Origin of the sequence: Streptomyces canus (assembly GCF_001514145.1) — a bacterium.
Lineage (GTDB): Bacteria > Actinomycetota > Actinomycetes > Streptomycetales > Streptomycetaceae > Streptomyces > Streptomyces canus.
In genome coordinates this window covers 527,537-547,422 of record NZ_KQ948661.1, presented here as the reverse complement: position 1 = coordinate 547,422, position 19,886 = coordinate 527,537, and the positions used below count along the sequence as shown (strand labels likewise).

Annotated in this window: 18 protein-coding genes; 10 read left to right on the top strand and 8 right to left on the bottom strand. The window is 69.8% G+C overall.

Annotated elements, in window-relative coordinates:
- Nucleotides 1-255 precede the first annotated feature (255 nt).
- From AQJ46_RS22135 to AQJ46_RS22115, 5 genes are read left to right on the top strand one after another with little or no spacing between them, the layout of a single operon-like run.
- The gene (locus tag AQJ46_RS22135; RefSeq protein WP_059207227.1) at nt 256-780 is read left to right on the top strand and encodes a DUF1453 family protein; all 525 of its coding nucleotides are present in this window, start codon (nt 256-258) and stop codon (nt 778-780) included.
- Complete coding sequence (locus AQJ46_RS22130; protein WP_059207226.1) at nt 777-1,928, top strand: sensor histidine kinase; 1,152 nt, start codon at nt 777-779, stop codon at nt 1,926-1,928. The genes AQJ46_RS22135 and AQJ46_RS22130 overlap by 4 nt, the downstream gene beginning before the upstream one ends.
- Nucleotides 1,925-2,617 carry a response regulator transcription factor gene (locus AQJ46_RS22125; protein WP_059207225.1) on the top strand — a complete coding sequence of 231 codons (693 nt, stop codon included), beginning with the start codon at nt 1,925-1,927 and terminating at the stop codon, nt 2,615-2,617. The genes AQJ46_RS22130 and AQJ46_RS22125 overlap by 4 nt, the downstream gene beginning before the upstream one ends.
- Before the next feature lie 60 nt (nt 2,618-2,677).
- Complete coding sequence (locus AQJ46_RS22120; protein ID WP_063803830.1) at nt 2,678-3,241, top strand: DUF485 domain-containing protein; 564 nt, start codon at nt 2,678-2,680, stop codon at nt 3,239-3,241.
- Nucleotides 3,238-4,830: a solute symporter family protein gene (locus AQJ46_RS22115; protein WP_059207224.1), complete on the top strand. Its 1,593-nt coding sequence runs from the start codon at nt 3,238-3,240 to the stop codon at nt 4,828-4,830. The genes AQJ46_RS22120 and AQJ46_RS22115 overlap by 4 nt, the downstream gene beginning before the upstream one ends.
- A 113-nt stretch (nt 4,831-4,943) precedes the next feature.
- Here AQJ46_RS22115 and AQJ46_RS22110 read toward each other — a convergent pair whose 3' ends face one another.
- A complete protein-coding gene (locus tag AQJ46_RS22110) occupies nt 4,944-5,636 on the bottom strand; it encodes a response regulator (protein WP_059207223.1) in 693 nt (230 codons plus the stop codon).
- A gap of 161 nt (nt 5,637-5,797) precedes the next feature.
- Here AQJ46_RS22110 and AQJ46_RS22105 point away from each other — a divergent pair, with 161 nt between their 5' ends.
- The 3 genes from AQJ46_RS22105 to AQJ46_RS22095 all read left to right on the top strand — a co-directional run bounded on the left by AQJ46_RS22105 (nt 5,798) and on the right by AQJ46_RS22095 (nt 8,643).
- Entirely contained in the window at nt 5,798-6,613 is an 816-nt protein-coding gene (locus tag AQJ46_RS22105) for an ABC transporter ATP-binding protein (RefSeq protein ID WP_057611303.1), read from the top strand.
- Nucleotides 6,603-7,481, top strand: a complete 879-nt coding sequence (locus AQJ46_RS22100) for an ABC transporter permease (RefSeq protein ID WP_059207222.1) — start codon at nt 6,603-6,605, stop codon at nt 7,479-7,481. Before AQJ46_RS22105 ends, AQJ46_RS22100 begins: the two co-directional genes overlap by 11 nt.
- Before the next feature lie 91 nt (nt 7,482-7,572).
- Nucleotides 7,573-8,643 (top strand): ABC transporter substrate-binding protein, encoded by a 1,071-nt coding sequence (locus tag AQJ46_RS22095; RefSeq protein WP_059207221.1) that lies wholly within the window; start codon nt 7,573-7,575, stop codon nt 8,641-8,643.
- A gap of 6 nt (nt 8,644-8,649) precedes the next feature.
- Here the strand turns inward: AQJ46_RS22095 and AQJ46_RS22090 are convergent, their stop codons facing one another.
- From AQJ46_RS22090 to AQJ46_RS22075, 4 genes are all read right to left on the bottom strand, one after another.
- Entirely contained in the window at nt 8,650-9,330 is a 681-nt protein-coding gene (locus AQJ46_RS22090; protein ID WP_057611300.1) for a response regulator, read from the bottom strand.
- Complete coding sequence (locus AQJ46_RS22085) at nt 9,330-10,997, bottom strand: ATP-binding protein (RefSeq protein ID WP_059207220.1); 1,668 nt, start codon at nt 10,995-10,997, stop codon at nt 9,330-9,332. Before AQJ46_RS22085 ends, AQJ46_RS22090 begins: the two co-directional genes overlap by 1 nt.
- 90 nt (nt 10,998-11,087) lie before the next feature.
- Nucleotides 11,088-12,032, bottom strand: a complete 945-nt coding sequence (locus tag AQJ46_RS22080) for a sucrase ferredoxin (protein WP_057611298.1) — start codon at nt 12,030-12,032, stop codon at nt 11,088-11,090.
- A gap of 52 nt (nt 12,033-12,084) precedes the next feature.
- Nucleotides 12,085-13,347 carry a citrate synthase gene (locus tag AQJ46_RS22075; RefSeq protein ID WP_059207219.1) on the bottom strand — a complete coding sequence of 421 codons (1,263 nt, stop codon included), beginning with the start codon at nt 13,345-13,347 and terminating at the stop codon, nt 12,085-12,087.
- 113 nt (nt 13,348-13,460) lie between these two features.
- On the opposite strand from AQJ46_RS22075, the gene AQJ46_RS22070 reads away from it, so the two are divergent.
- Nucleotides 13,461-14,624 (top strand): citrate synthase/methylcitrate synthase, encoded by a 1,164-nt coding sequence (locus AQJ46_RS22070; protein WP_059207218.1) that lies wholly within the window; start codon nt 13,461-13,463, stop codon nt 14,622-14,624.
- Nucleotides 14,625-14,916: 292 nt separating this feature from the next.
- On the opposite strand, the gene AQJ46_RS22065 is transcribed toward AQJ46_RS22070, so the two are convergent.
- A complete protein-coding gene (locus tag AQJ46_RS22065) occupies nt 14,917-15,156 on the bottom strand; it encodes a hypothetical protein (protein ID WP_059207217.1) in 240 nt (79 codons plus the stop codon).
- Between the two features lie 247 nt (nt 15,157-15,403).
- A complete protein-coding gene (locus tag AQJ46_RS22060; RefSeq protein ID WP_059207216.1) occupies nt 15,404-15,958 on the bottom strand; it encodes a DUF6082 family protein in 555 nt (184 codons plus the stop codon).
- A 322-nt stretch (nt 15,959-16,280) separates the two neighbouring features.
- Here AQJ46_RS22060 and AQJ46_RS22055 point away from each other — a divergent pair, with 322 nt between their 5' ends.
- Complete coding sequence (locus AQJ46_RS22055; RefSeq protein WP_059207215.1) at nt 16,281-17,366, top strand: CobW family GTP-binding protein; 1,086 nt, start codon at nt 16,281-16,283, stop codon at nt 17,364-17,366.
- Here the strand turns inward: AQJ46_RS22055 and AQJ46_RS22050 are convergent.
- Nucleotides 17,363-19,822, bottom strand: a complete 2,460-nt coding sequence (locus AQJ46_RS22050; RefSeq protein WP_059207214.1) for a DNA gyrase/topoisomerase IV subunit A — start codon at nt 19,820-19,822, stop codon at nt 17,363-17,365. The two genes, AQJ46_RS22055 and AQJ46_RS22050, sit on opposite strands and share 4 nt — an antisense overlap.
- Between the last annotated feature and the right edge of the window lie 64 nt (nt 19,823-19,886).

The following is a 19,886-nucleotide window of genomic DNA, read 5'->3' as shown; positions in this document are numbered from 1 at the left end:
GGAGACTGCAGCTTGGCCGCTTCAGGTTGGCGGCTGACGCTGCCGGCACGGCATCCTCGGGTCGGGTGGTGGGCTCCGGGGTTGCGCTCGGGGCTGTGGGCTGGCCTCTCCACCCGTGGGTGGACGGTCCCGGTGGCTGGGAATCCACCCGTGATCCACCCCTGCTCCGATCTCCCGACCTGCGGATTTCCGTAGCTTCGAAGGTGTCGGCGGCGTCCGCAGTCGGCAGACCCTTCCTCGCTCACGGAGGCTGTGATGTCCGGGCTCGTCGACGCGTTGCTGATCGTGGTCGTGGTGGTCGTGGTGATCGCCCGGCAGTTCCGGGCGAGCCGGATCGACACCGGTCGGCGCTGGTGGCTGTTGCCCGCCGTCCTCGCCGTGGTGGCACTTCGCGAGCCTGAACTGGTGGATGCCCATCACCGCACGACATCGGTCGCCCTGCTCACCGCCGAGCTGCTCACCGGCCTCGCCATCGGGGCCGGCTGGGGCTGGACGAGCCGGATATGGACGGAGCCGGACGGCGCGGTGTGGAGCAGGAGCACCAAGGCGAGCGGTGCCGTCTGGGCCGTCGGCATCGGGCTGCGCGCCGGACTGTTCGCGCTCGGCGCGGCGCTCGGTGTCCACCAGGACTCTTCCGCACTGCTGCTCGCCCTGGCGGCCACCTTGCTCGTGCGCTCCGGGACCCTCGTCAGCCGAGCACATTCCCTGCGCCCAACCGGAGCACCCGCCCCGGCGTACGGTGAGCCCATGTTCCGGTCCACGGGGAAGGAACGCGTGTGACGGACAACGCCTGGACCCGCTGGCCCTCCCGGGAGGCGCTCGGGCGTGAGGCGGCCACGCGTCCTCGGCGCCTGCTCGGCTGGGTCACGCGGTCGCTGGTGGGCGCCATGCTCCTCTGGGGCGCTTTCAACAGCAGTCATGTACGAGGCTGGGGCGTGCTCGGCGCAGTGGCGGGAATCCTCCTGTCCGCAGTCGTCGCCTGGGCGCTCTTCCGCACCACCCTGGAGCACCGGCTCTGGCCCTCCCTGGCGCTCTACGGCATTCTCCTGGCGATCGCGGTCGTCGCCCAGGCCGCCGACTTCAGGGTCGTCGCCCTCGTCCTGTGGTGCGGCTGCGCCGTCACCGCTCTGGAACGGCTGCCCATCGCCGCCGCCCTGCCCGTGACCGTGATTGCCCTCGCCCTCTACGCCGCCGTCAACGACGACGTGTGGCTGACCACCCTGGCCACGACGGCGGGGCTCGCCCTCGCCGGCTACGTCCTGCGGCTGGACGCCGAGGCCCGCGGCAACGCGCAGCGGCTGCTCAACCAGGAGCGGGCCGCGCGGGCGGCCGAGGCGGAATCGGCGGCACTCGCGGAGCGGGCCCGTATCGCCCGGGAGATCCACGACGTGCTGGCCCACAGTCTCTCGGCCCAGCTCGTGCACCTGGAGGCGGCCAGGCTGCTGATCGAGGGCGGAGCGGACCGGGACCAGATCCTCGAAAGGGTGGTGGCGGCCCGGGGCATGGCCCGCGGCGGTCTCGCGGAGACGCGGCAGGCGCTGTCGGCTCTGCGGGGGGACATGACTCCCCTGGAGGAGTTCCTGAAGCAGCTCGTCGGGACGGTCGACGGAGCCGAGAGCACCATTTCGGGTGAGCGCAGACCGTTGCCGGCCGAGGCGTCGCAAGCCGTGCGCAGGGTCGCGCAGGAGGCCCTGACCAATGTCCGCAAGCACGCACCGGGGGCCAAGATCCAGGTGTGGCTGGAGTACGGCGAGGACCGGGTGACGCTGGTCGTGCGGGACTCGGGCGGTTCGCCGGGTGAACTCACCGCCACCGGAGGCGGGTACGGTCTGCTGGGGATGCGGGAGCGCGCCGAGCTGCTGGGCGGCTCGCTGGACGCCGGGCCGGACGACGAAGGGTTCGTGGTGACGTTGAAGGTGCCGGTATGACGGAGGGGGCGGAGCCCAAGCCCGCGCGGGTGGTGGTCGCTGACGACCAGACCGTGGTGCGCGAAGGCATCGTGATGCTGCTCGGCCTGCTGCCCGGGATCGAAGTGGTGGGCGCGGCCGGGGACGGGGAGGAGGCGGTGGAGCTTGTCGCGGAACTCGCCCCTGACGTGGTGCTGATGGACCTGCGCATGCCTCGCTGCGACGGGGTGGAGGCGACCCGGAGGATCCGCGCCGAGCACCCCGGGACGCAGGTCGTGGTGCTGACGACCTTCGCGGACGACGAGTCGCTGTTTCCCGCGCTCAAGGCGGGGGCGCGCGGTTATCTCACCAAGGACGCAGGAGGTGACGAGATCGTGCGGGCCGTGCGGAGCGTGCTCTCCGGGGACGCCGGACTGTCGCCGAGCATCCAGCGTCGGCTGCTGGAACGGCTGTCGGACCCCGAGCCGCCCCAGCCGGTGGCCGCGGAGGCGCCCGACGGGCTCACCGCCCGGGAGGCAGAAGTGCTGGCGCTGATCGCGGAGGGGCTGAGCAACCAGGAGATCGCCCGGAAACTGCATGTCTCCACCGCCACGGTGAAGACCCACATCAACAATCTCTTCGCCAAGACGGGAATCAAGGACCGTGCGCAGGCGGTGCGCTACGCCTATGCGAAGGGGCTTGTACGGCCACCGACGGGAGGAGTCACCTGATGGGGTGAAGAGCGCGGGGAAGAAGAGTCAGGGATCTTCCCGTTCTGTCCATCCTTGGGCATGCAGTCAAGCAACGCTCGTCCCCGCGGAAGCGGGGGGGATGCCGAGAGTTCGGCCGAGAACCACGACAGCCACGATGTGGCCCGCGCGGAGGCGTCCGCCGGTGTGCGGTACGACGACCCCTGGTATGACGCGCTTGCCTCCGGCTGGGGCGAGACGGGCGGTGACGGTACAGCCGCGGGCCCGGTCGCGACGGCACGGGCGGAGCGCGAGGACCGGGATGCCGCAGCGGCCGACGTCTACCTCGAAGTGCAGCGCAGCGCGGCGTTCCAGGAAGTGCGCAGCCGGTACCGGAGGTTCGTGGTGCCGGCGGGGATCGGATTCTTCGCGTGGTACGTGGCCTATGTCGTGACAGCGACGAGCGCGCCGGGACTCATGGCGCGGCCGGTCGCCGGCGCGGTGAACGTGGCGATGCTCGCGGGACTCGGGCAGTTCCTCACCACCTTCCTGCTCACCTGGGCCTACGCCCGGCATGCGAGGCTGCGCCGGGACCGGGCCGCGCTCGAACTGCGGTGGGACACCCAGGAACTGACGCGCACGGCACGGGGCGGTGCGTCGTCGTGACGGGGGACCACCAGACCTTGGCGCTGCTGCTGTTCAGCGCGTTCGTCGCGGTCACGCTGGGGATCACGACGTGGGTGAGCCGCCACCGACACGGCTCGGCGGAGGAGTTCTACGCGGGTGGGCGGTTGTTCTCGCCGATGGAGAATGGTTTTGCCATCGCAGGTGACTACATGTCGGCCGCGTCCTTCCTCGGTATCTCCGGGCTCATCGCACTCTTCGGGTACGACGGGATGCTCTACTCGGTGGGCTTCCTCGTGGCCTGGCTGGTGGTGCTGTTCCTCGTCGCCGAATTGGTGCGCAACTGCGGCCGATTCACGCTCGCCGACGTGGTCGCCGCGCGGATGAGCGAGCGGCCGGTGCGGATCGCTGCGGGAACTTCCTCGGTCACCGTGTCCGTTCTGTATCTGGTGGCCCAGATGGTGGGCGCGGGCAGCCTGGTCGCACTGCTGCTCGGGGGCACCAGCGAGGCGGCCCAGTCCTGGACCGTCATCGCTGTCGGGGCGCTCATGGTGATCTACGTGTCCCTGGGAGGGATGCGGGCGACCACCTGGATCCAGATCGTCAAGGCGGTCCTGCTGCTCTGCGGGACCATCGCGCTGACCGTGCTCGTACTGGTGCGGTTCCACGGCGACTTCGACCAACTCCTGCTCACGGCGGCGGAGCGCAGCGGCCACGGTCAGTCGTTCCTGGCACCCGGTCTGAAGTACGGCGGGGACTGGACCGCCCGCCTCGACTTCATCAGCCTGGGACTCGCCCTCGTGCTCGGTACGGCAGGTCTGCCGCACATCCTGTCCCGCTTCTACACCGTGCCCACGGCACGCGCCGCACGGCGCTCGGTGGTCTGGTCGATCGGTCTCATCGGCGGCTTCTACCTGATGACGATCGTCCTCGGGTTCGGGGCCGCGGCGATCGTGGGGCCCGAGGCGGTACGGGGATCGAACGCCGCGGGGAACACCGCGGTTCCCCTCCTGGCCCTGGACCTGGGTGGCGGCGCCGGCTCCACGGGAGGAACGGTTCTGTTCGCGGTCGTCGCCGCCGTCGCCTTCGCCACGATCCTCGCCGTCGTCGCGGGTATCACGCTCGCCTCCTCGGCCTCCGTCGCCCATGACCTGTACGCCTCACTGCGGCGCCGGCGGGCCAAGCCGCACAGCGAGGTGGCCGTGGCCAGGACCGCCGCCGTCGGGATCGGCGTGATCGCTATCGCTCTCGGCCTGCTGGCCCGCGACCTCAACGTCGCCTTCCTGGTGGGCCTCGCCTTCGCCGTCGCGGCGTCCGCGAATCTGCCGGTGCTGCTCTACTCGCTGTTCTGGCGCGGGTTCACCACCCGGGGTGCCGTCTGGTCCGTCTACGGCGGACTCCTGCCCGTCATCGCCCTGGTGCTGCTGTCGCCTGTGGTGTCCGGCAGCCCCGAATCGCTCTTCCCCGGCGTCGACTTCCAGTACTTCCCGCTGCAGAACCCCGGTCTGGTCTCCATCCCGCTGGGCTTCGTCGCGGGCTGGCTCGGCACGGTCACCTCGGCGGAGGTCGCCGACGAGGCCAAGCACGCGGAGACCGAGGTGCGGTCGCTCACGGGAGCGGGTGCCGTGTAGCAGCGGCGCCCGTGATCGGGCGGCGCCCTCGCGTCGTAGGGCAACGGCAGAGGTCGTACGACGAAGCCCGATGCCGTACGACCTCTGCCGTCGAAGCCCTTCGCGCCGTACGGCTATGGCGCCACCCACGCGTACCGGTGCTCCGGCCGCCCCGTGTCGCCGTATCTCAGGGTCAGGCGGAGGCGGCCGGCCTGTTCGAGATGGCGAAGGTAGCGCTGGGCGGTGGAGCGGCTCAGGCCCGTCTCGGTGGCGACCTCGTGGGCCGAGAGCGGGTGGTCGGCGTGGTGCAGGACGCGGCAGATGAGGTCCGTCGTCGGCTCCGAGTGGCCGCTGGGCAGGCCGGGGGACGCTGGAGCCGGTGTGGTGCGCAGGGCGCTGAAGATCCTGTCGACCTGTTCCTGACCGGCGATGCCGCGGCCGCCGACCCGGTCGACGGTACGGCGCAGGGCAGCGTAGGAGTCCAGCCGAGTGCGCAGGGCCGCGAAGGTGAAGGGTTTGACCAGGTAGTGGAGGGCGCCCAGGCGCATCGCGGCCTGGACGGTCGTCACGTCCCCGGCTGCTGTGATCATGATGACGTCGGTGCCGTGGCCCTGTTCCCGCATGCGGTGGACGAGTTCGAGGCCCGTCTGGTCGGGCAGGTAGTGGTCGAGCAGGATCAGATCGATCGTCCCGCGCTGCACGCTGGCCAGCGCCTGGGCAGCGCTGTGGGCGCGAGCGGCCACCCGGAAGCCGGGCACCTTTCCCACGTACTTGGCGTTGATCTCGGCGACACGGAAGTCGTCGTCCACGACCAGGACGTCAATCATCGGGCCTCTTTCCCTCAAGGCCTGGCGGGCGTCACGCCCGTGTTTCGGCTTCGCTGTTGTAGCGCGCGCAAAACGAGCACAACAGGTCGTTGCAAGCAAAAGAACGGCATGTGCCCAGAAGACTGATGCCGTGGCGCAGGCCACATCTACCGTCCCCGGCCATGAGCGCAGACACCAGCCCCGCCATCGAGCTGCGGGGCGCGAGCAAGACATTCAGGACCCCGTCGGGGGGTCTGCACACGGCCGTCAGGGGACTTGATCTCACCGTGGGACGTGGGGAGTTCGTGGCGGTCGTCGGGCCTACGGGTTGTGGCAAATCGACCACGTTGACGCTGGTCAGCGGGTTGGAGGAGCCCTCCGAGGGCGAGGTGCTGGTCGTCGGGGAGCCGGTCCGCGGAGTCGGCGACAAGGTCGGTTTCGTCTTCCAGCAGGACGCCACCTTCCCCTGGCGCACGGTCCTGGCCAATGTCATGGCGGGCCCCCGCTTCCGAGGTGTGCCCAAGACGGAGGCCAAGCGCAATGCCCGGGAGTGGCTGGCCCGGGTCGGACTCGCGGCCTTCGAGGACCGCTACCCCCATCAGCTCTCCGGCGGCCAGCGCAAGCGCGTGGCGCTCGCCGCGACCTTCGTCAACGACCCCGAGATCCTGCTCATGGACGAGCCGTTCTCCGCGCTCGACGTGCAGACGCGGGCTCTGATGTCCGACGAGCTCCTCGAGCTGTGGGAGGGCACGGGCGCCTCCGTCGTCTTCGTCACCCACGACCTGGAGGAGTCCATCGCCCTGGCCGACAAGGTCGTCGTGATGACGGCCGGGCCCGCCACCGTCAAGCAGATCTTCGACATCGACCTGCCACGGCCGCGCAAGGTCGAGTCGGTGCGCCTGGAGCCGCGGTTCATCGAGATCTACCGCGAGATCTGGGAGTCCCTCGGCGAAGAGGTCCGCATCACCCGGGAGAGGGGCGCCGCCCATGTCGCCTGATGTCATGCCCGAGGCCCAGGCCGCGCCGGCCATGACCGAGCCCGGCAACAAGACGGACCGCGCACACTCACGCGCGCGTGCCGTCCGCAGGCGCCGGATCGTTGTCGCCGTCTCCCGCGTGCTGCTCCTGGTGGCCGTTCTCGGTCTGTGGGAGCTGCTCTCGCGGGCCGAGGTCATCGATCCCTTCAACTTCTCCATGCCCTCGAAGATCTGGGACCAGATCTGGACCTGGGTGACGCACGGGACCGCGCTCGGTTCGTTGGGCGAGCAGATCTGGTACACGCTGTACGAGGCGCTGCTGGGCTGGGTCGTCGGCGTGGTGGCCGGTGTTGTCTTCGGTATTGCGTTGGGGCGGATCACCTTGCTTGCCGACGTGCTTGGTCCATACATCAAGGTGCTCAACTCGATACCGAGAATTGTCCTTGCACCCATCTTCGTGATCTGGTTCGGACTCGGACCGGCCTCCAAGGTGGCCTCGGCTGTCGTCCTGGTCTTCTTCCCGGTCTTCTTCAACGCTTTCCAGGGCGCCCGCGAGGTCGACCGCAACCTGGTCGCCAACGCCCGCATCCTCGGCGCGAGCGACCGCAGAGTGACGCTTCAGGTCGTCATCCCGTCCGCGACCTCGTGGATCTTCACCAGCCTGCATGTCAGCTTCGGCTTCGCCCTCATCGGCGCGATCGTCGGTGAATACATCGGCGCGACCAAGGGCATCGGCCTGCTCGTCGCGCAGTCCCAGGGCACCTTCAACGCGGCTGGTGTGTACGCCGCGATGGTCATCCTCGCCGTCGTCGCGCTTCTCGCCGAAGGGCTGCTCACCTTCGCCGAGCGCCGCATCTTCCGCTGGAAGCCGGCGAGTTCCGACAGCTGAGGCCTTCCACGGCAGTCTCCCCATCCCCTCAGCTCAGCCCATTCCCGGCTCAGCCCTCCCCGCACCGCCCCTCACAAGGACGTGAACCCCCATGCGCAAAACCGCCAGATACGCCTCCCTGGCCGCCGCCGGCCTGCTCGCCCTCTCCTCGCTCACCGCCTGTGCCAACGACGCGGCCAGCACAGCCTCGGCCGACGCGGGCAGCAAGGGTGATGGCAAGGGGACCAAGGTCAAGATCATGGTCGGTGGCCTCGACAAGGTCATCTATCTGCCCGCGATGCTCACCCAGCGGCTCGGCTACTTCGACTCCGAGGGGCTGGACGTGGAACTGCTGAGCGAGCCCGCCGGCGTCCAGGCCGAGACCGCGCTCGTCTCCGGCCAGGTCCAGGGGGCCGTCGGCTTCTACGACCACACGCTCGACCTGCAGGTCAAGGGCAAGGACGTGGAGTCGGTCGTGCAGTTCTCGCACGCCCCCGGTGAGGTGGAGATCGTCTCCAACAAGGCGGCGGGTGACATCACCTCGGCCAAGGACTTCAAGGGCAAGAAGCTCGGCGTCACCGGCCTCGGCTCCTCGACCGACTTCCTCACCAAGTACCTCGCCGTCAAGAACGGCGTGAAGGTCAGCGAGTTCACGCCGGTCGCCGTCGGCGCGGGGCCGACCTTCATCTCGGCGCTCCAGCAGGGCTCGATCGATGGAGGCATGACGACCGACCCGACCGTCGCGACGATCCTGGACAAGAAGGCCGGAAAGATCCTTCTGGACATGCGCACGCCCCAGGGCTCGGACGAGGCACTCGGCGGACCGTATCCGTCATCAAGCCTGTACATGCAGACGGACTGGGTCAACGGTCACAAGGAGACCGTCCAGAAGCTGGCCAATGCATTCGTCAAGACGCTCAAGTGGATGTCCACGCACAGCGCGACCCAGATCGCCGACAAGATGCCCGCCGACTACTCGCAGGGCAACAAGCTGCTGTACGCAGTGGCCATCAAGAACACGCTGCCGATGTTCACCAAGGACGGCGTGATGCCCGAGAACGGTCCCGAGACCGTCGAGAAGGTCCTCAAGGCGTTCAACCCCAACATCCAGAACGCCGATGTCGACCTCGACAAGACGTACACGACGGAGTTCGTCGACAAGGCCGCGCAGAACGCCGGCTGAGCCTCCTCACGCGCGGGTCGCCCACACGTAACGGTGTTCCGGGCGGCCCGCGTCACCGTACTTGAGGGTGAGCCTGGCCCGCCCCGTGCGCTCCAGGAGCTTCAGATAGCGCTGGGCGGTCTGCCGGCTCACCCCTGTCCGGTCGGCGATCTCCTGGGCCGACAGCGGCCCTTCGGCGTTCATCAGGGATCTGCGGACGAGTTCCACCGTGGTGGGTGAGTGCCCCTTGGGCAGCTCGGGTTCCCCGGGCGTGGACAGCGCTCCGAAGATGCGGTCGACCTCCGCCTGTTCCGCCTCGCCTCCGCCGTCCAGGGTGCGACGCAGCTCGGCGTACGCCTCCAGCCTGGCCCTGAGACCCGCGAAGGCGAACGGCTTGACCAGGTACTGCAGCGCGCCGTGCCGCATCGCCGCCTGTACGGTCGTCACGTCCCGCGCCGCCGTCACCATGATCACGTCGGTCTGGTGGCCGCGTCGGCGCATCTCCTGGACGACCGCCAGACCCGTCTCGTCGGGCAGGTAGTGGTCCATGAGGACCAGGTCGACGTGGGGCAGCGCCTCCAGCTGCCGCAGCGCGTCCGCCGCGCTGTGTGCCTCGCCGGCCACGTGGAAGCCGTGCACCTTCTCGACGTAGGCGGCGTTGACGCGTGCCACGCGGGTGTCGTCGTCCACGACCAGCACCTCGATCATCACGACTCCTCCTCGATGGCGGTCTGCTGGGCGGACGCCGCGGTGAGCGCCGGTTGCGGCTCGGCCAGTGCCTCGGGCAGTACGACGGTGAACTCCGCGCCTCCGCCGTCGGCCTCTGCGACGGCCGCGCTGCCGCCCTGACGTTCGGCCAGCTTGCGTACGAGGGAGAGCCCGAGGCCGCGCCCCCGGTGCGCAGGGGGCTCCTTGGTCGACCAGCCCTCGGTGAAGACCAGTTCCCGTTGTTCCACCGGGATCCCGGGCCCGGTGTCCCGCACCCTGAGGACGGCGGTACGGCCCTCCGTGCGCAGTTCGACCTCCACGCGCGCGTGCGGAGCGCCGGCGACGGCGTCCAGAGCGTTGTCCACGAGGTTGCCGACGATCGTGACCAGCCCGCTCGGATCGACCAGCCGGTCCGGCAGCCGGGTCCGGTCGGAGACCCACAGGGCGACACCGCGCTCCGCCGCAACGGTCGCCTTGCCCACCAGCAGCGCGGCGAGCAGCGGATCCTCGATCTTCTCGGTGACCTGCTCCGCGGTGGCCCGATGGTCGCCGACGACCTCTCCGACGAACTCCACGGCGTCGTCGTACATCTCCAGCTCCAGCAGCCCGAGGAGCGTGTGCATCCGGTTGGCGTGCTCGTGGTCCTGGGCGCGCAGGGCGTCGATCAGGCCGTGGGTCGAGTCGAGCTCCCGGCCGAGCTGCTCCAGTTCGGTGCGGTCGCGCAGGGTGGCGACGGCACCGCCGTCGTCGGTGGGCATGCGGTTGGCGACCAGCACCCGCTGGCCGCGGACGGTGATCAGATCGGTGCCCGTCACCCGTCCGGCCAGGACGTCGGCGGTACGGCCGCCTCCCAGGGCCTCGTCCGGGGGCCGGCCGACGGCCTCGTCCCCGATGCTCAGCAGTCGGCGGGCCTCGTCGTTGAGCAGGCGGATACGCCCGGTCCGATCCAGGGCGACGACGCCTTCCCGGATGCCGTGCAGCATGGCCTCGCGCTCCGACAGGAGGGCGGAGATATCGGAGAAGGCCAGGTCACGGGTCTGTCGCTGGACTCTCCGGGAGATCAGCCAGGCTGCCAGCGCGCCGACGGCGAGGGCACCGCCGGCGTAGGCGAACAGTCCCGGGATCGCGTGGATCAGGCGCGCACGCACGCTGTCGTAGGCGATGCCGACGGAGACCGCCCCGACGATCTTGTGTTCGCTGTCGTACAGGGGCACCTTGCCGCGGGCGGTGCGGCCCAGGGTGCCACTGTCGATCTGCATGATCTCCTTGCCGGCCAGGGCCTGGCCGGGATCGGTCGAGACGATCCTGCCGACCTCGCTGCGAGTGGGGTGCGACCAGCGGACGCCCCGCCAGTCCATCACCACGACGTACTCGGCCCCGGTCGCCCTGCGGATCCTCTCGGCCTCCCGTTGGACGGGTCCGGTGGGCAGCGGAGGCGTGTCCGTGACCTGCTCGGCTATCTGCGACTCGGCGGCGGTGGTCTGGGCGATGGCGAGCGCCCGGCGCATCGCCTGGTCGTCGAGCTGGTTGCTCAGAGGCGCGAGGAACAGACCGGTCGCGAGCACCGCGACTCCCGCGGCGATCGCCAGCTGCATCAGGAGCACCTGCGAGAACACCCGGCGGGGCAGCCCGAGGCGCAGGCGGCGGGCGGGGGGAGTGCGGCTCATACCCAAGACGGTACGTGGAGGTGCCCGATCCACCGCAGGGGGTGTGACATGGATTTCTTGATCAATGCGTGGACGGGCCCGCGCGTCCGGTCAGCTCGCCAGCGCTGCCGATGTCCTCAGCTCGTGCACCGCCACGACGTCCATCCGCGCGGGTGAGCCGAGCGCCGACGCACCGCAGCTCTCCGGACGAGGCGGCAGGGACGCGGTCTGCGCCACGAGGACGAGCCACTGGCGGCCGTCGGCGTGTGCGACGGTCACCTCCCAGTGCGGGGCAGCGCCATCCGTTCGTACGACCGTCAGCGCCTCCGCCGCGTACTCGCGCACCGCCGTGCGCACGGCCAGCTCGGCCGCCTGGCCGGGACGCTCCCAGGCGGAGCGGCCGCGGCACCCCTCGACCACGATGCGGCCCTCCTGGACGCTGTGGAGGACTTCCTTGACGGCATGGGCCTCGGCGCGGCCGTAGGCATAGCCGTGCGGCAGAACGAGCAGCGTCGGGGAGAACCGGTGACCACCCAGATGGGTGACCTCCCAGGCGCCCTCGACACCCGAGGCGGCCAGTTCCGCGGCGAGCGGGCGGCCGAGGAGCGCGCAGCAGCGGTCCCGCTTGCCGTTGGTGCAGACGAGCGCGAGGGGATCGCCGGTGTGGGGGCGCCCACCGAGCACGGAGTCGAAGGTGGCGTGCTCGCCCCTGCCGAGTGCGGCGAAGTCCAGGCCGAGCAGGTCCTGCGGATCGCGGGTCGTCGCGCTGCGCAGCCACACGCTGCCGGGCACGGTGTGGGCGGCGTACACCTGCCGGGTGGTGGGCTTTCCGCTGTCGGCGTGCCGTCCGGGGCGGCGGATGAGCGCGATGCGCACGCCCGTGTCCTTCGCTGCGGCCTCCAGGGCACGCCCCAGGGCGGGGTCCAGGTGGCTCGACGTGAGCGCTTTGGCACCCCAGGGACCGGACTGTTCCAGCAACAGCCAGGTCCGCGCGGTGGCCGCGGTTCCGGAAACGGGCTCGTCGAGGTCGTGCGAGACCGTTGAGCAGGTACTCACAGAGGTGAGCCTAACCTGACTTGGGGCGCGGCGACTTCCGGCTGTGGTGCTGTCAGGGCTCCGGCAGTGGTTGGGGCGGCTTCGGGCCCACATAAGTGCCGCTCGGGCGCATGCGCAGGGGGCGCTCCCCGTACTCCTCCAGTGCGTGGGCGATCCAGCCCGCCGTGCGGGCGACGGCGAAGATGGTCTCGCCGGCCGAGGAGGGCATCCCGGAGGAGGCGGTGAGCGCGGCGAGGGCCAGGTCCACGTTGGCGTGCAGGGGAGTGTGGCGGGCGGTGGTGGCCACGATGTCGCGGGCCGCGAGGAGTGCGGGTTCTGCGCGCGGGATCCCCTCCAGGAGGGCGAACAGGGCTCGCGCGCGTGGGTCTTCTCCGGGGTAGAGCCGGTGACCGAGGCCCGGGATCCGGCGACCGGCCCGCAGTTCCTCCGCGATGACGGGGGCCGCGTCGCCCCGGTCGAGCACATCGAGCAGCAGCTTGTGGGCGAGGCCGCTGGCAGCGCCGTGCAAGGGGCCCTCCAGGACACCGAGTCCGGCGGAGACGGCCGCGTACGCGTGCGCGTGGGCCGATGCGGCGACGCGTACCGCGAGGGTCGAGGCGGCGAGGTCGTGGTCGACGAGCAGACCCAGCGCGGTGTCCAGGGCGCGCAGGGACGCCTCGTCGGGCTTGCGTCCGCTGAGGCGCGTCCACAGCCGGTGGGCCAGCGGGCCGTCGTCGCGGCGGCGGTCGCGCAGCACGGGCGGGAGGGCGGCGACGAGGGTCGGGATGAGGGTCCGTGCGGTGCCGAGCACGGCCTCTTCGGACAGGTCGAAACGCAGTGGATCCGAGACCGCGGCGGCGATCGCCGCCACCCGCAACCGGTCGGTGGGGCCGGTGTGTTCGGGCAGTGCGTCGACCGCGCGGCGGGCTACTTCGACGGCGGCTTCGGGCGCGGTGAAGGTGACTCCGGGGCGCAGACGGCCGGTCCACAGCCATTCCGCGATCTCTTCGTAGGAGTGGTGCGCGGCCAGTTCGGTGGCGTCGACGCCCCGGAAGTAGTAGCGGTCCCGGTCGATGAACGTGATGCGGGTGCGCACGGACAGTTCGCCGCCGGAGCCCGGACTCCCGCCGGTCTCCCGGCGGTTGCGCCGGGAGAGGGTCTCCACCTCCTTGGCGTCGAAGGTGCTGCCCCGGCCGCCGGGAACGCGTCGGCTGCTGAGCTGGCCTCGGCTCACGTAGGCGTAGACGGTCTCGGGCTTCACGCCCAGCAGTTCGGCGGCTTCCTTGGTGCTGAGCCGGCGTTCGGCGGGGCCGGGGAGGGGGGCTTGATCGCGCATAAGAGGTCACCGTATCCGCAAACCGGGTGGGTTGATTGGTGTGTATTGATTCAATCAATATTGACACGTACTGAGTCAACCATGGACAGTCGAATCAAGTCCAGGGAGGAATCATGTCGGTCAACAGGTCAACCACGCTCGTCGACGTACCGCGAGGACTCGCCGGAGTCGTCGTCACCGACACCGAGGTCGGAGACGTCCGGGGCCGCGAGGGCTTCTATCACTACCGCCAGTACTCGGCTGTCGAACTCGCGCAGGCGCGCGGCTTCGAGGACGTCTGGCATCTCCTGGTCCACGGCGAACTGCCGGATGCCGGACGGGCCGTGGCTTTCCGTGCCGAGACCGCGGCACTGCGGCGGCTGCCCGACGAGGTGCGGGCGGCGCTGCCGGCGATCGCGGCGGCGAGTGGGCGGTCCGGGCCGCTGGCCGGGATGCGCACCGCGTTGTCGCTGCTCGGAGCAGCGAACGGAATCCGGCCGGTGTACGACATCGACCCGGACAAGCGGCGACAGGACACCCTCGTGGCCGCTGCGGCCGTGCCGACGCTGCTCACCGCGTTGCACCGGCTGAGCAAGGGGCTGGAGCCGGTGGAGCCGCGCGAGGAGCTCTCGTACGCGGCGAACTACCTCTACATGTTGACGGGTTCGGAGCCGGAGCCTCAACGGGCGCGGGCGGTCGAGCAGTACTTGATCTCAACCATTGATCACGGCTTCAATGCATCAACCTTCACGGCGCGGGTCATCGCGTCGACGGGAGCGGATGTGGTCGCGTGCCTCGTGGGGGCCGTAGGGGCGCTGTCCGGGCCGCTGCACGGGGGTGCGCCCAGTCGGGCGCTGGACACCCTCGACGCGATCGGCACACCTGACCGCATCGACTCCTGGATCCGTGAGCGTGTGCTCTCCGGGGAGCGGATCATGGGCTTCGGTCACGCGATCTACCGCACGGAGGATCCGCGTTCCCGGATGCTCCGGGAGGTCGCCCAGCGGTTCGGCGGTCCGCGTGTGGACTTCGCTGTCGAAGTGGAACGCCAGGTCGAGGCGATCCTGGCCGAGCTCAAGCCGGGGCGGGAGCTGCATACCAACGTCGAGTTCTACGCGGGCGTGGTCATGGAGCTGTGCGGCCTGCCGCGCGAGATGTTCACGCCGACGTTCGCGGCCGCGCGGGTGGTGGGGTGGAGCGCCAACATCCTGGAGCAGTCGGCGGACTCGAAGATCATCAGGCCGGTGGCGCGGTACGTGGGGCCGGGAGCGCCGGTGGCGGTGCCACAAGCGGCCTGAGCAGCGCGAAGGTCCGGCACCGGGAGTGGTGCCGGACCTGGCGGGCTACCGGTCGGCGTGGGCTGCCGGTTCTACCGATGCCGTCGCAGGATCCGGGACAGCGGCCCAGGACGGTGAGGCGCAGGCCGCCCTTCCGGAGTCGACCTCTGCGGTGGCGGCGCAGCGTTGGTGCCGGAGCTTCCCTGACGGGGGTGGGACCTGATCACGGCCACCAGGCCTGTGGCAGCGGTGACAAGGGCGGCAACCGAACCGACAAGTGCGGTTATCTGCTCGATTTGAGCCATGACATCGCCTAGGCGTCGGGAATGTCGGCCTTGGCCCGCACGAGTGTCTCGCGCGTGATGACCACGATGCGTTCGTAGTCGGCCCGTGCCGCGTCCGCGGGAAGCTGGGAGTCCAGAGAGCCGGTCGCGTCCGTGCCGATGACGGCGAAGTTCCCGTCGGCCAACTCGAAGATGTCCGGGCACGTCGCGCCGGAGGTGCTGCCTCGTTCGCGTGGCGATGCGCCGAGGCGGCGAATGATCTGACTCACTGTTGTTTCCCTCTGGTCTCACGAATGACGAGCACGCGCACGGCGGTACGAGGCGAGGCGGCCCTGTGGGGTGCACGCGTCATCTGGCGACGTGGGCGACGGTGGTGTGGGGCTGCCGTACGCGATCACGTGTGAGTCAACCCCGGCGGCTGAGTCAACCTCAGCGGCGCCTGGGACAACGGGATACTTGACCTGTTCGTTATGGGCCAGGGGTGTGATTTCCACAGACGGTGGCTCGAGAGTTTTGCTATGCGCCAGGCGGCTCGCCGACCACCCACCACTCCTCCGTGTCCGAATCCTCCAGCTGCTGGAGGAGATCGTCCACCAGCTTGCCCAGTTCCGCCTCGTCGGTGTCCGCAAGGCTCGCTCGCTGCTGCTGGGTGGCGTACCAGTACTCCCTGACGATCGGGTTCTGGAAGATGCCGCGGACGTGCTTGAAGAACTCCTCCTTGGACAGGTTGCCGATGCGGTAGTAGAAGAGCAGGTTCGTGTACAAGGCGTTGGCGAACAGGTACTGGCGGCGCTGCTTGGCAGACACCGGCGCCTCGTAGAGATCCAGGACCTCGGCCAACTCGGGATCGTCTATGGCCTTGCTGAGCAGTTCCCAGTGCTGGTGCTGTTGACTCGCCAGGTCGGCGTGCTGATGGGAACGGGCAACCGCTTCCAGTTGGTCCAGACGCGCGTGGAGCGACCGCATCGTGTGCTGCTGCGCGGCGAGGGAGGCGACGGCACCCGCCACCGCGCCGACGCCGACCGCGGCGGCCGTGCGCAGGCCTCGCGTCCAAAAGCTCTGTGTGGCCATGTCAACCCCCGATTCAGGCGGCCGTCCGCCGGTCGTCGGGGTGCGGGTCGACTGATGGGGACCGGCGAGCGGTGGGCGGCGCTTGCCGTCTCCCAGGGTGCCGAGCGGCTCTGATCGGCGGGGGAGGCGGAGAGGAGGCGCACGGAGGGAAGTGAGGGTCGCACGAACCGGCGCCTTCCCCAACGTCTGCCCCGCAAGTGCTGCTAACAATCGTTCACTTCGCGGTGATTATTCCGGCTCGTATCCTGGTCCGGCATTCAAACCTCGTACGTGCGCCGGGTCCGCGATCCGGTGCACGCGGCAGCGCGAAAGAGGTCGCACGTTGAGTCAGCCGAGCGGGAGCCACCGGCAGATCCCGGTCGTCGTCCTTGCCGGATTTCTGGGTTCCGGCAAGACCACCCTCCTCAATCATCTCCTCCACCGCAGCGGCGGCAGCCGTATCGGAGCCATCGTCAACGACTTCGGTGCCATCGAGATCGACGCCATGGCCGTCGCCGGCGCCCTCGGCGACTCCACCGTCTCCCTCGGGAACGGCTGCCTGTGCTGCGCCGTCGACGTCGGCGAACTCGACCAGTACCTGTCCCGGCTCGCCCATCCCGACACCGGCATCGATGTGATCGTCGTGGAGGCCAGCGGACTCGCCGAACCGCAGGAACTCGTCCGCATGGTGCTCGCCAGCGAACAACCCGGAATCGTCTACGGCGGGCTCGTCGAGGTCGTCGACGCCGCCGAGTTCGACGACACCCGCGCCCGGCATCCCGAACTCGACCGGCATCTCGCCCTTGCAGACCTCGTCGTGGTCAACAAGCTCGACCGGGCGGCCGACACCGAACACGTCCTCGCTCTGGTGCATCGACTTGTCGACCGTGCGGCCGTCGTTCCCGCCACCTACGGTCGCATCGACCCCGAGTTCCTTTTCGACTGCCGGCCCGCCGAGGAGCGCATCGGACAGCTCTCCTTCGACGACCTGCCTGACGACCACGACCACGACCACGACCACGACCACGGTGACGATCACGCCGGACATCCGCACTCCGGCTACGACAGCCTCTCCTTCGCCTCCGACGAACCCCTCGACCCTCGCCGACTGATGACGTTCCTCGACAGCAGGCCCGAGGGCCTCTACAGGATCAAGGGCTACGTCGACTTCGGGCCCTACGACGTCCGCAACCGTTACGCCGTGCATGCCGTGGGGCGCTTCCTGCGCTTCTACCCGGAGGCCTGGGCGCCCGGAGACGCCCGCCTCACCCAGCTCGTCCTCATCGGCTCCGGCATCGACACTCCCGCCCTGCGCAAGGAGCTGGAGGCGTGCCGGGCAGACGCGGACGCCCCGCACGCCGACGAGGCCGGCATGTGGGGCGTCCTTCGCTACGTACAGGATCCCGACGATCAGGACCCCGACTACTAGACCGGTCCTGCCACCACCGACACCGTCTTCGCCAGCGACACGCCCGAGCCGTCGCGGCGCGGGTCGATCTCCGGAAGGTCGGCCGGTGTGCCGTTCTTCTGCGCGGCGCGGGCCGGGACGGCTCCCGCCCAGGCCAGGGACAGGCAGTCCTCGCCCTTGAGGAACCGCTGGCAGCGCACACCGCCCGTGGCGCGGCCCTTGCGCGGGTACTGGTCGAACGGGGTCAGCTTGGCCGTCGTCTGGACCGAGTCGTCGAGCGTGCCGCGCGAGCCCGCGACCGTGAAGACGACCGCGTCCACCGCCGGATCCACCGCGGTGAAGGAGATGACCTTCGCGCCCTCGGTGAGCTTGATGCCCGCCATACCGCCCGCCGCGCGGCCCTGCGGGCGGACCTGCGAGGCCTGATAGCGCAGGAGCTGGGCGTCGTCGGTGATGAACACGAGGTCCTCCTCGCCGGTGCGCAGTTCGATCGCGCCGACGATCCGGTCGCCCTCCTTGAGGGTGATGACCTCCAACTCGCCCTTGTTGGACGGGTAGTCGGGGACCACGCGCTTGACGACGCCCTGTTCGGTGCCGAGCGCCAGACCGGGGGAGGACTCGTCGAGCGTGGTCAGGCAGACCAGCGTCTCGTCGTCCTCCAGGGAGAGGAACTCCGCCAGCGGGGCCCCGCCCGCGAGGTTGGGGGCCGCGGCGGTGTCCGGGAGCTGCGGAAGGTCGATGACGTTCAGCCGCAGCAGGCGGCCGGACGACGTCACCGCGCCGATCTCGCCGCGCGCGGTGGCCGGTACCGCCGAGACGATCACGTCGTGCTTGCTGCGCCTGGCGTCGGCGTCCTCGGGGAACGGCTCGCCGTTCGACGTACGGGCCAGCAGGCCCGTCGAGGACAGCAGTACCCGGCACGGGTCGTCCGCCACCTGGAGCGGTACGGCGTTCACGGGGGCCGTCGCTCCGGCCTCCAGCAGGACCGTACGCCGCTCGGTGCCGTACTTCTTGGCGACCGCGGCCAGCTCGGCGGAGACCAGCTTGCGCAGCTCGGCGTCCGACTCCAGGATCCGGGTCAGCTCCGCGATCTCGGCGTTGAGCCGGTCCTTCTCCGACTCCAGCTCGATGCGGTCGAACCTGGTCAGGCGCCGCAGGGGCGTGTCCAGGATGTACTGCGTCTGGATCTCGCTCAGCGAGAAGCGCTCGATCAGGCGCTCCTTCGCCTGCGCGGAGTTGTCGCTGGAGCGGATGATGCGGATGACCTCGTCGATGTCGACCAGGGCGGTGAGCAGACCCTCGACCAGGTGCAGCCGGTCGCGGCGCTTGGTGCGCCGGAACTCGCTGCGTCGGCGCACCACTTCGAAGCGGTGGTCGAGATAGACCTCGAGGAGCTCCTTGAGGCCGAGCGTCAGGGGCTGACCGTCCACCAGCGCGACGTTGTTGACGCCGAAGGACTCCTCCATCGGCGTCAGCTTGTAGAGCTGCTCAAGGACCGCTTCCGGCACGAAGCCGTTCTTGATCTCGATGACCAGACGCAGGCCGTGCGCGCGGTCGGTGAGGTCCTTGACGTCGGCGATGCCCTGGAGCTTCTTCGAGCCGACCAGGTCCTTGATCTTGGCGATCACCTTTTCCGGACCGACCGTGAAAGGCAGCTCGGTGACGACGAGGCCCTTGCGGCGGGCCGTGACCGTCTCCACCGACACCGTCGCGCGGATCTTGAAGGTGCCGCGGCCCGTCTCGTAGGCGTCCCGGATGCCGGAGAGCCCCACGATCCGGCCGCCGGTGGGCAGGTCGGGGCCCGGGACGTGCCGCATCAGGGCGTCCAGGTCCGCGTTCGGGTAGCGGATCAGGTGGCGGGCCGCGGCGATGACCTCGGCGAGGTTGTGCGGCGCCATGTTGGTGGCCATGCCGACCGCGATGCCCGAGGAGCCGTTCACCAGCAGGTTCGGGAAGGCGGCGGGCAGCGCGCCCGGCTCCTGCTCCTGGCCGTCGTAGTTGGGCGCGAAGTCGACTGTGTCCTCGTCGATCGACTCCGTCATCAGGCTCGCGGCCTCGGCGGCGCGGCACTCGGTGTACCGCATGGCGGCCGGCGGGTCGTCGTTGCCCAGCGAACCGAAGTTGCCGTGCCCGTCGACCAGCGGGACGCTCATCGAGAAGGGCTGCGCCATGCGCACGAGGGCGTCGTAGATCGACGCGTCGCCGTGCGGGTGCAACTTACCCATGACCTCGCCGACCACGCGGGCACACTTCACATAGCCGCGGTCGGGGCGCAGGCCCATCTCGTTCATCTGGTAGACGATGCGCCGGTGCACCGGCTTGAGTCCGTCGCGGGCGTCCGGGAGCGCGCGGGAGTAGATGACCGAGTACGCGTACTCGAGGTACGAGCCCTTCATCTCGTCCACGACGTCGATGTCGAGGATCCGCTCCTCGTACGAGTCGTCGGGCGGCGGGGTCTTCGTGCTGCGGCGGGCCATCGCTGCCGGCTCCTCTTTTCTGGTCGCTCGCCTACGGGTCGCTCACGGCCCTTTGGCTCACTCT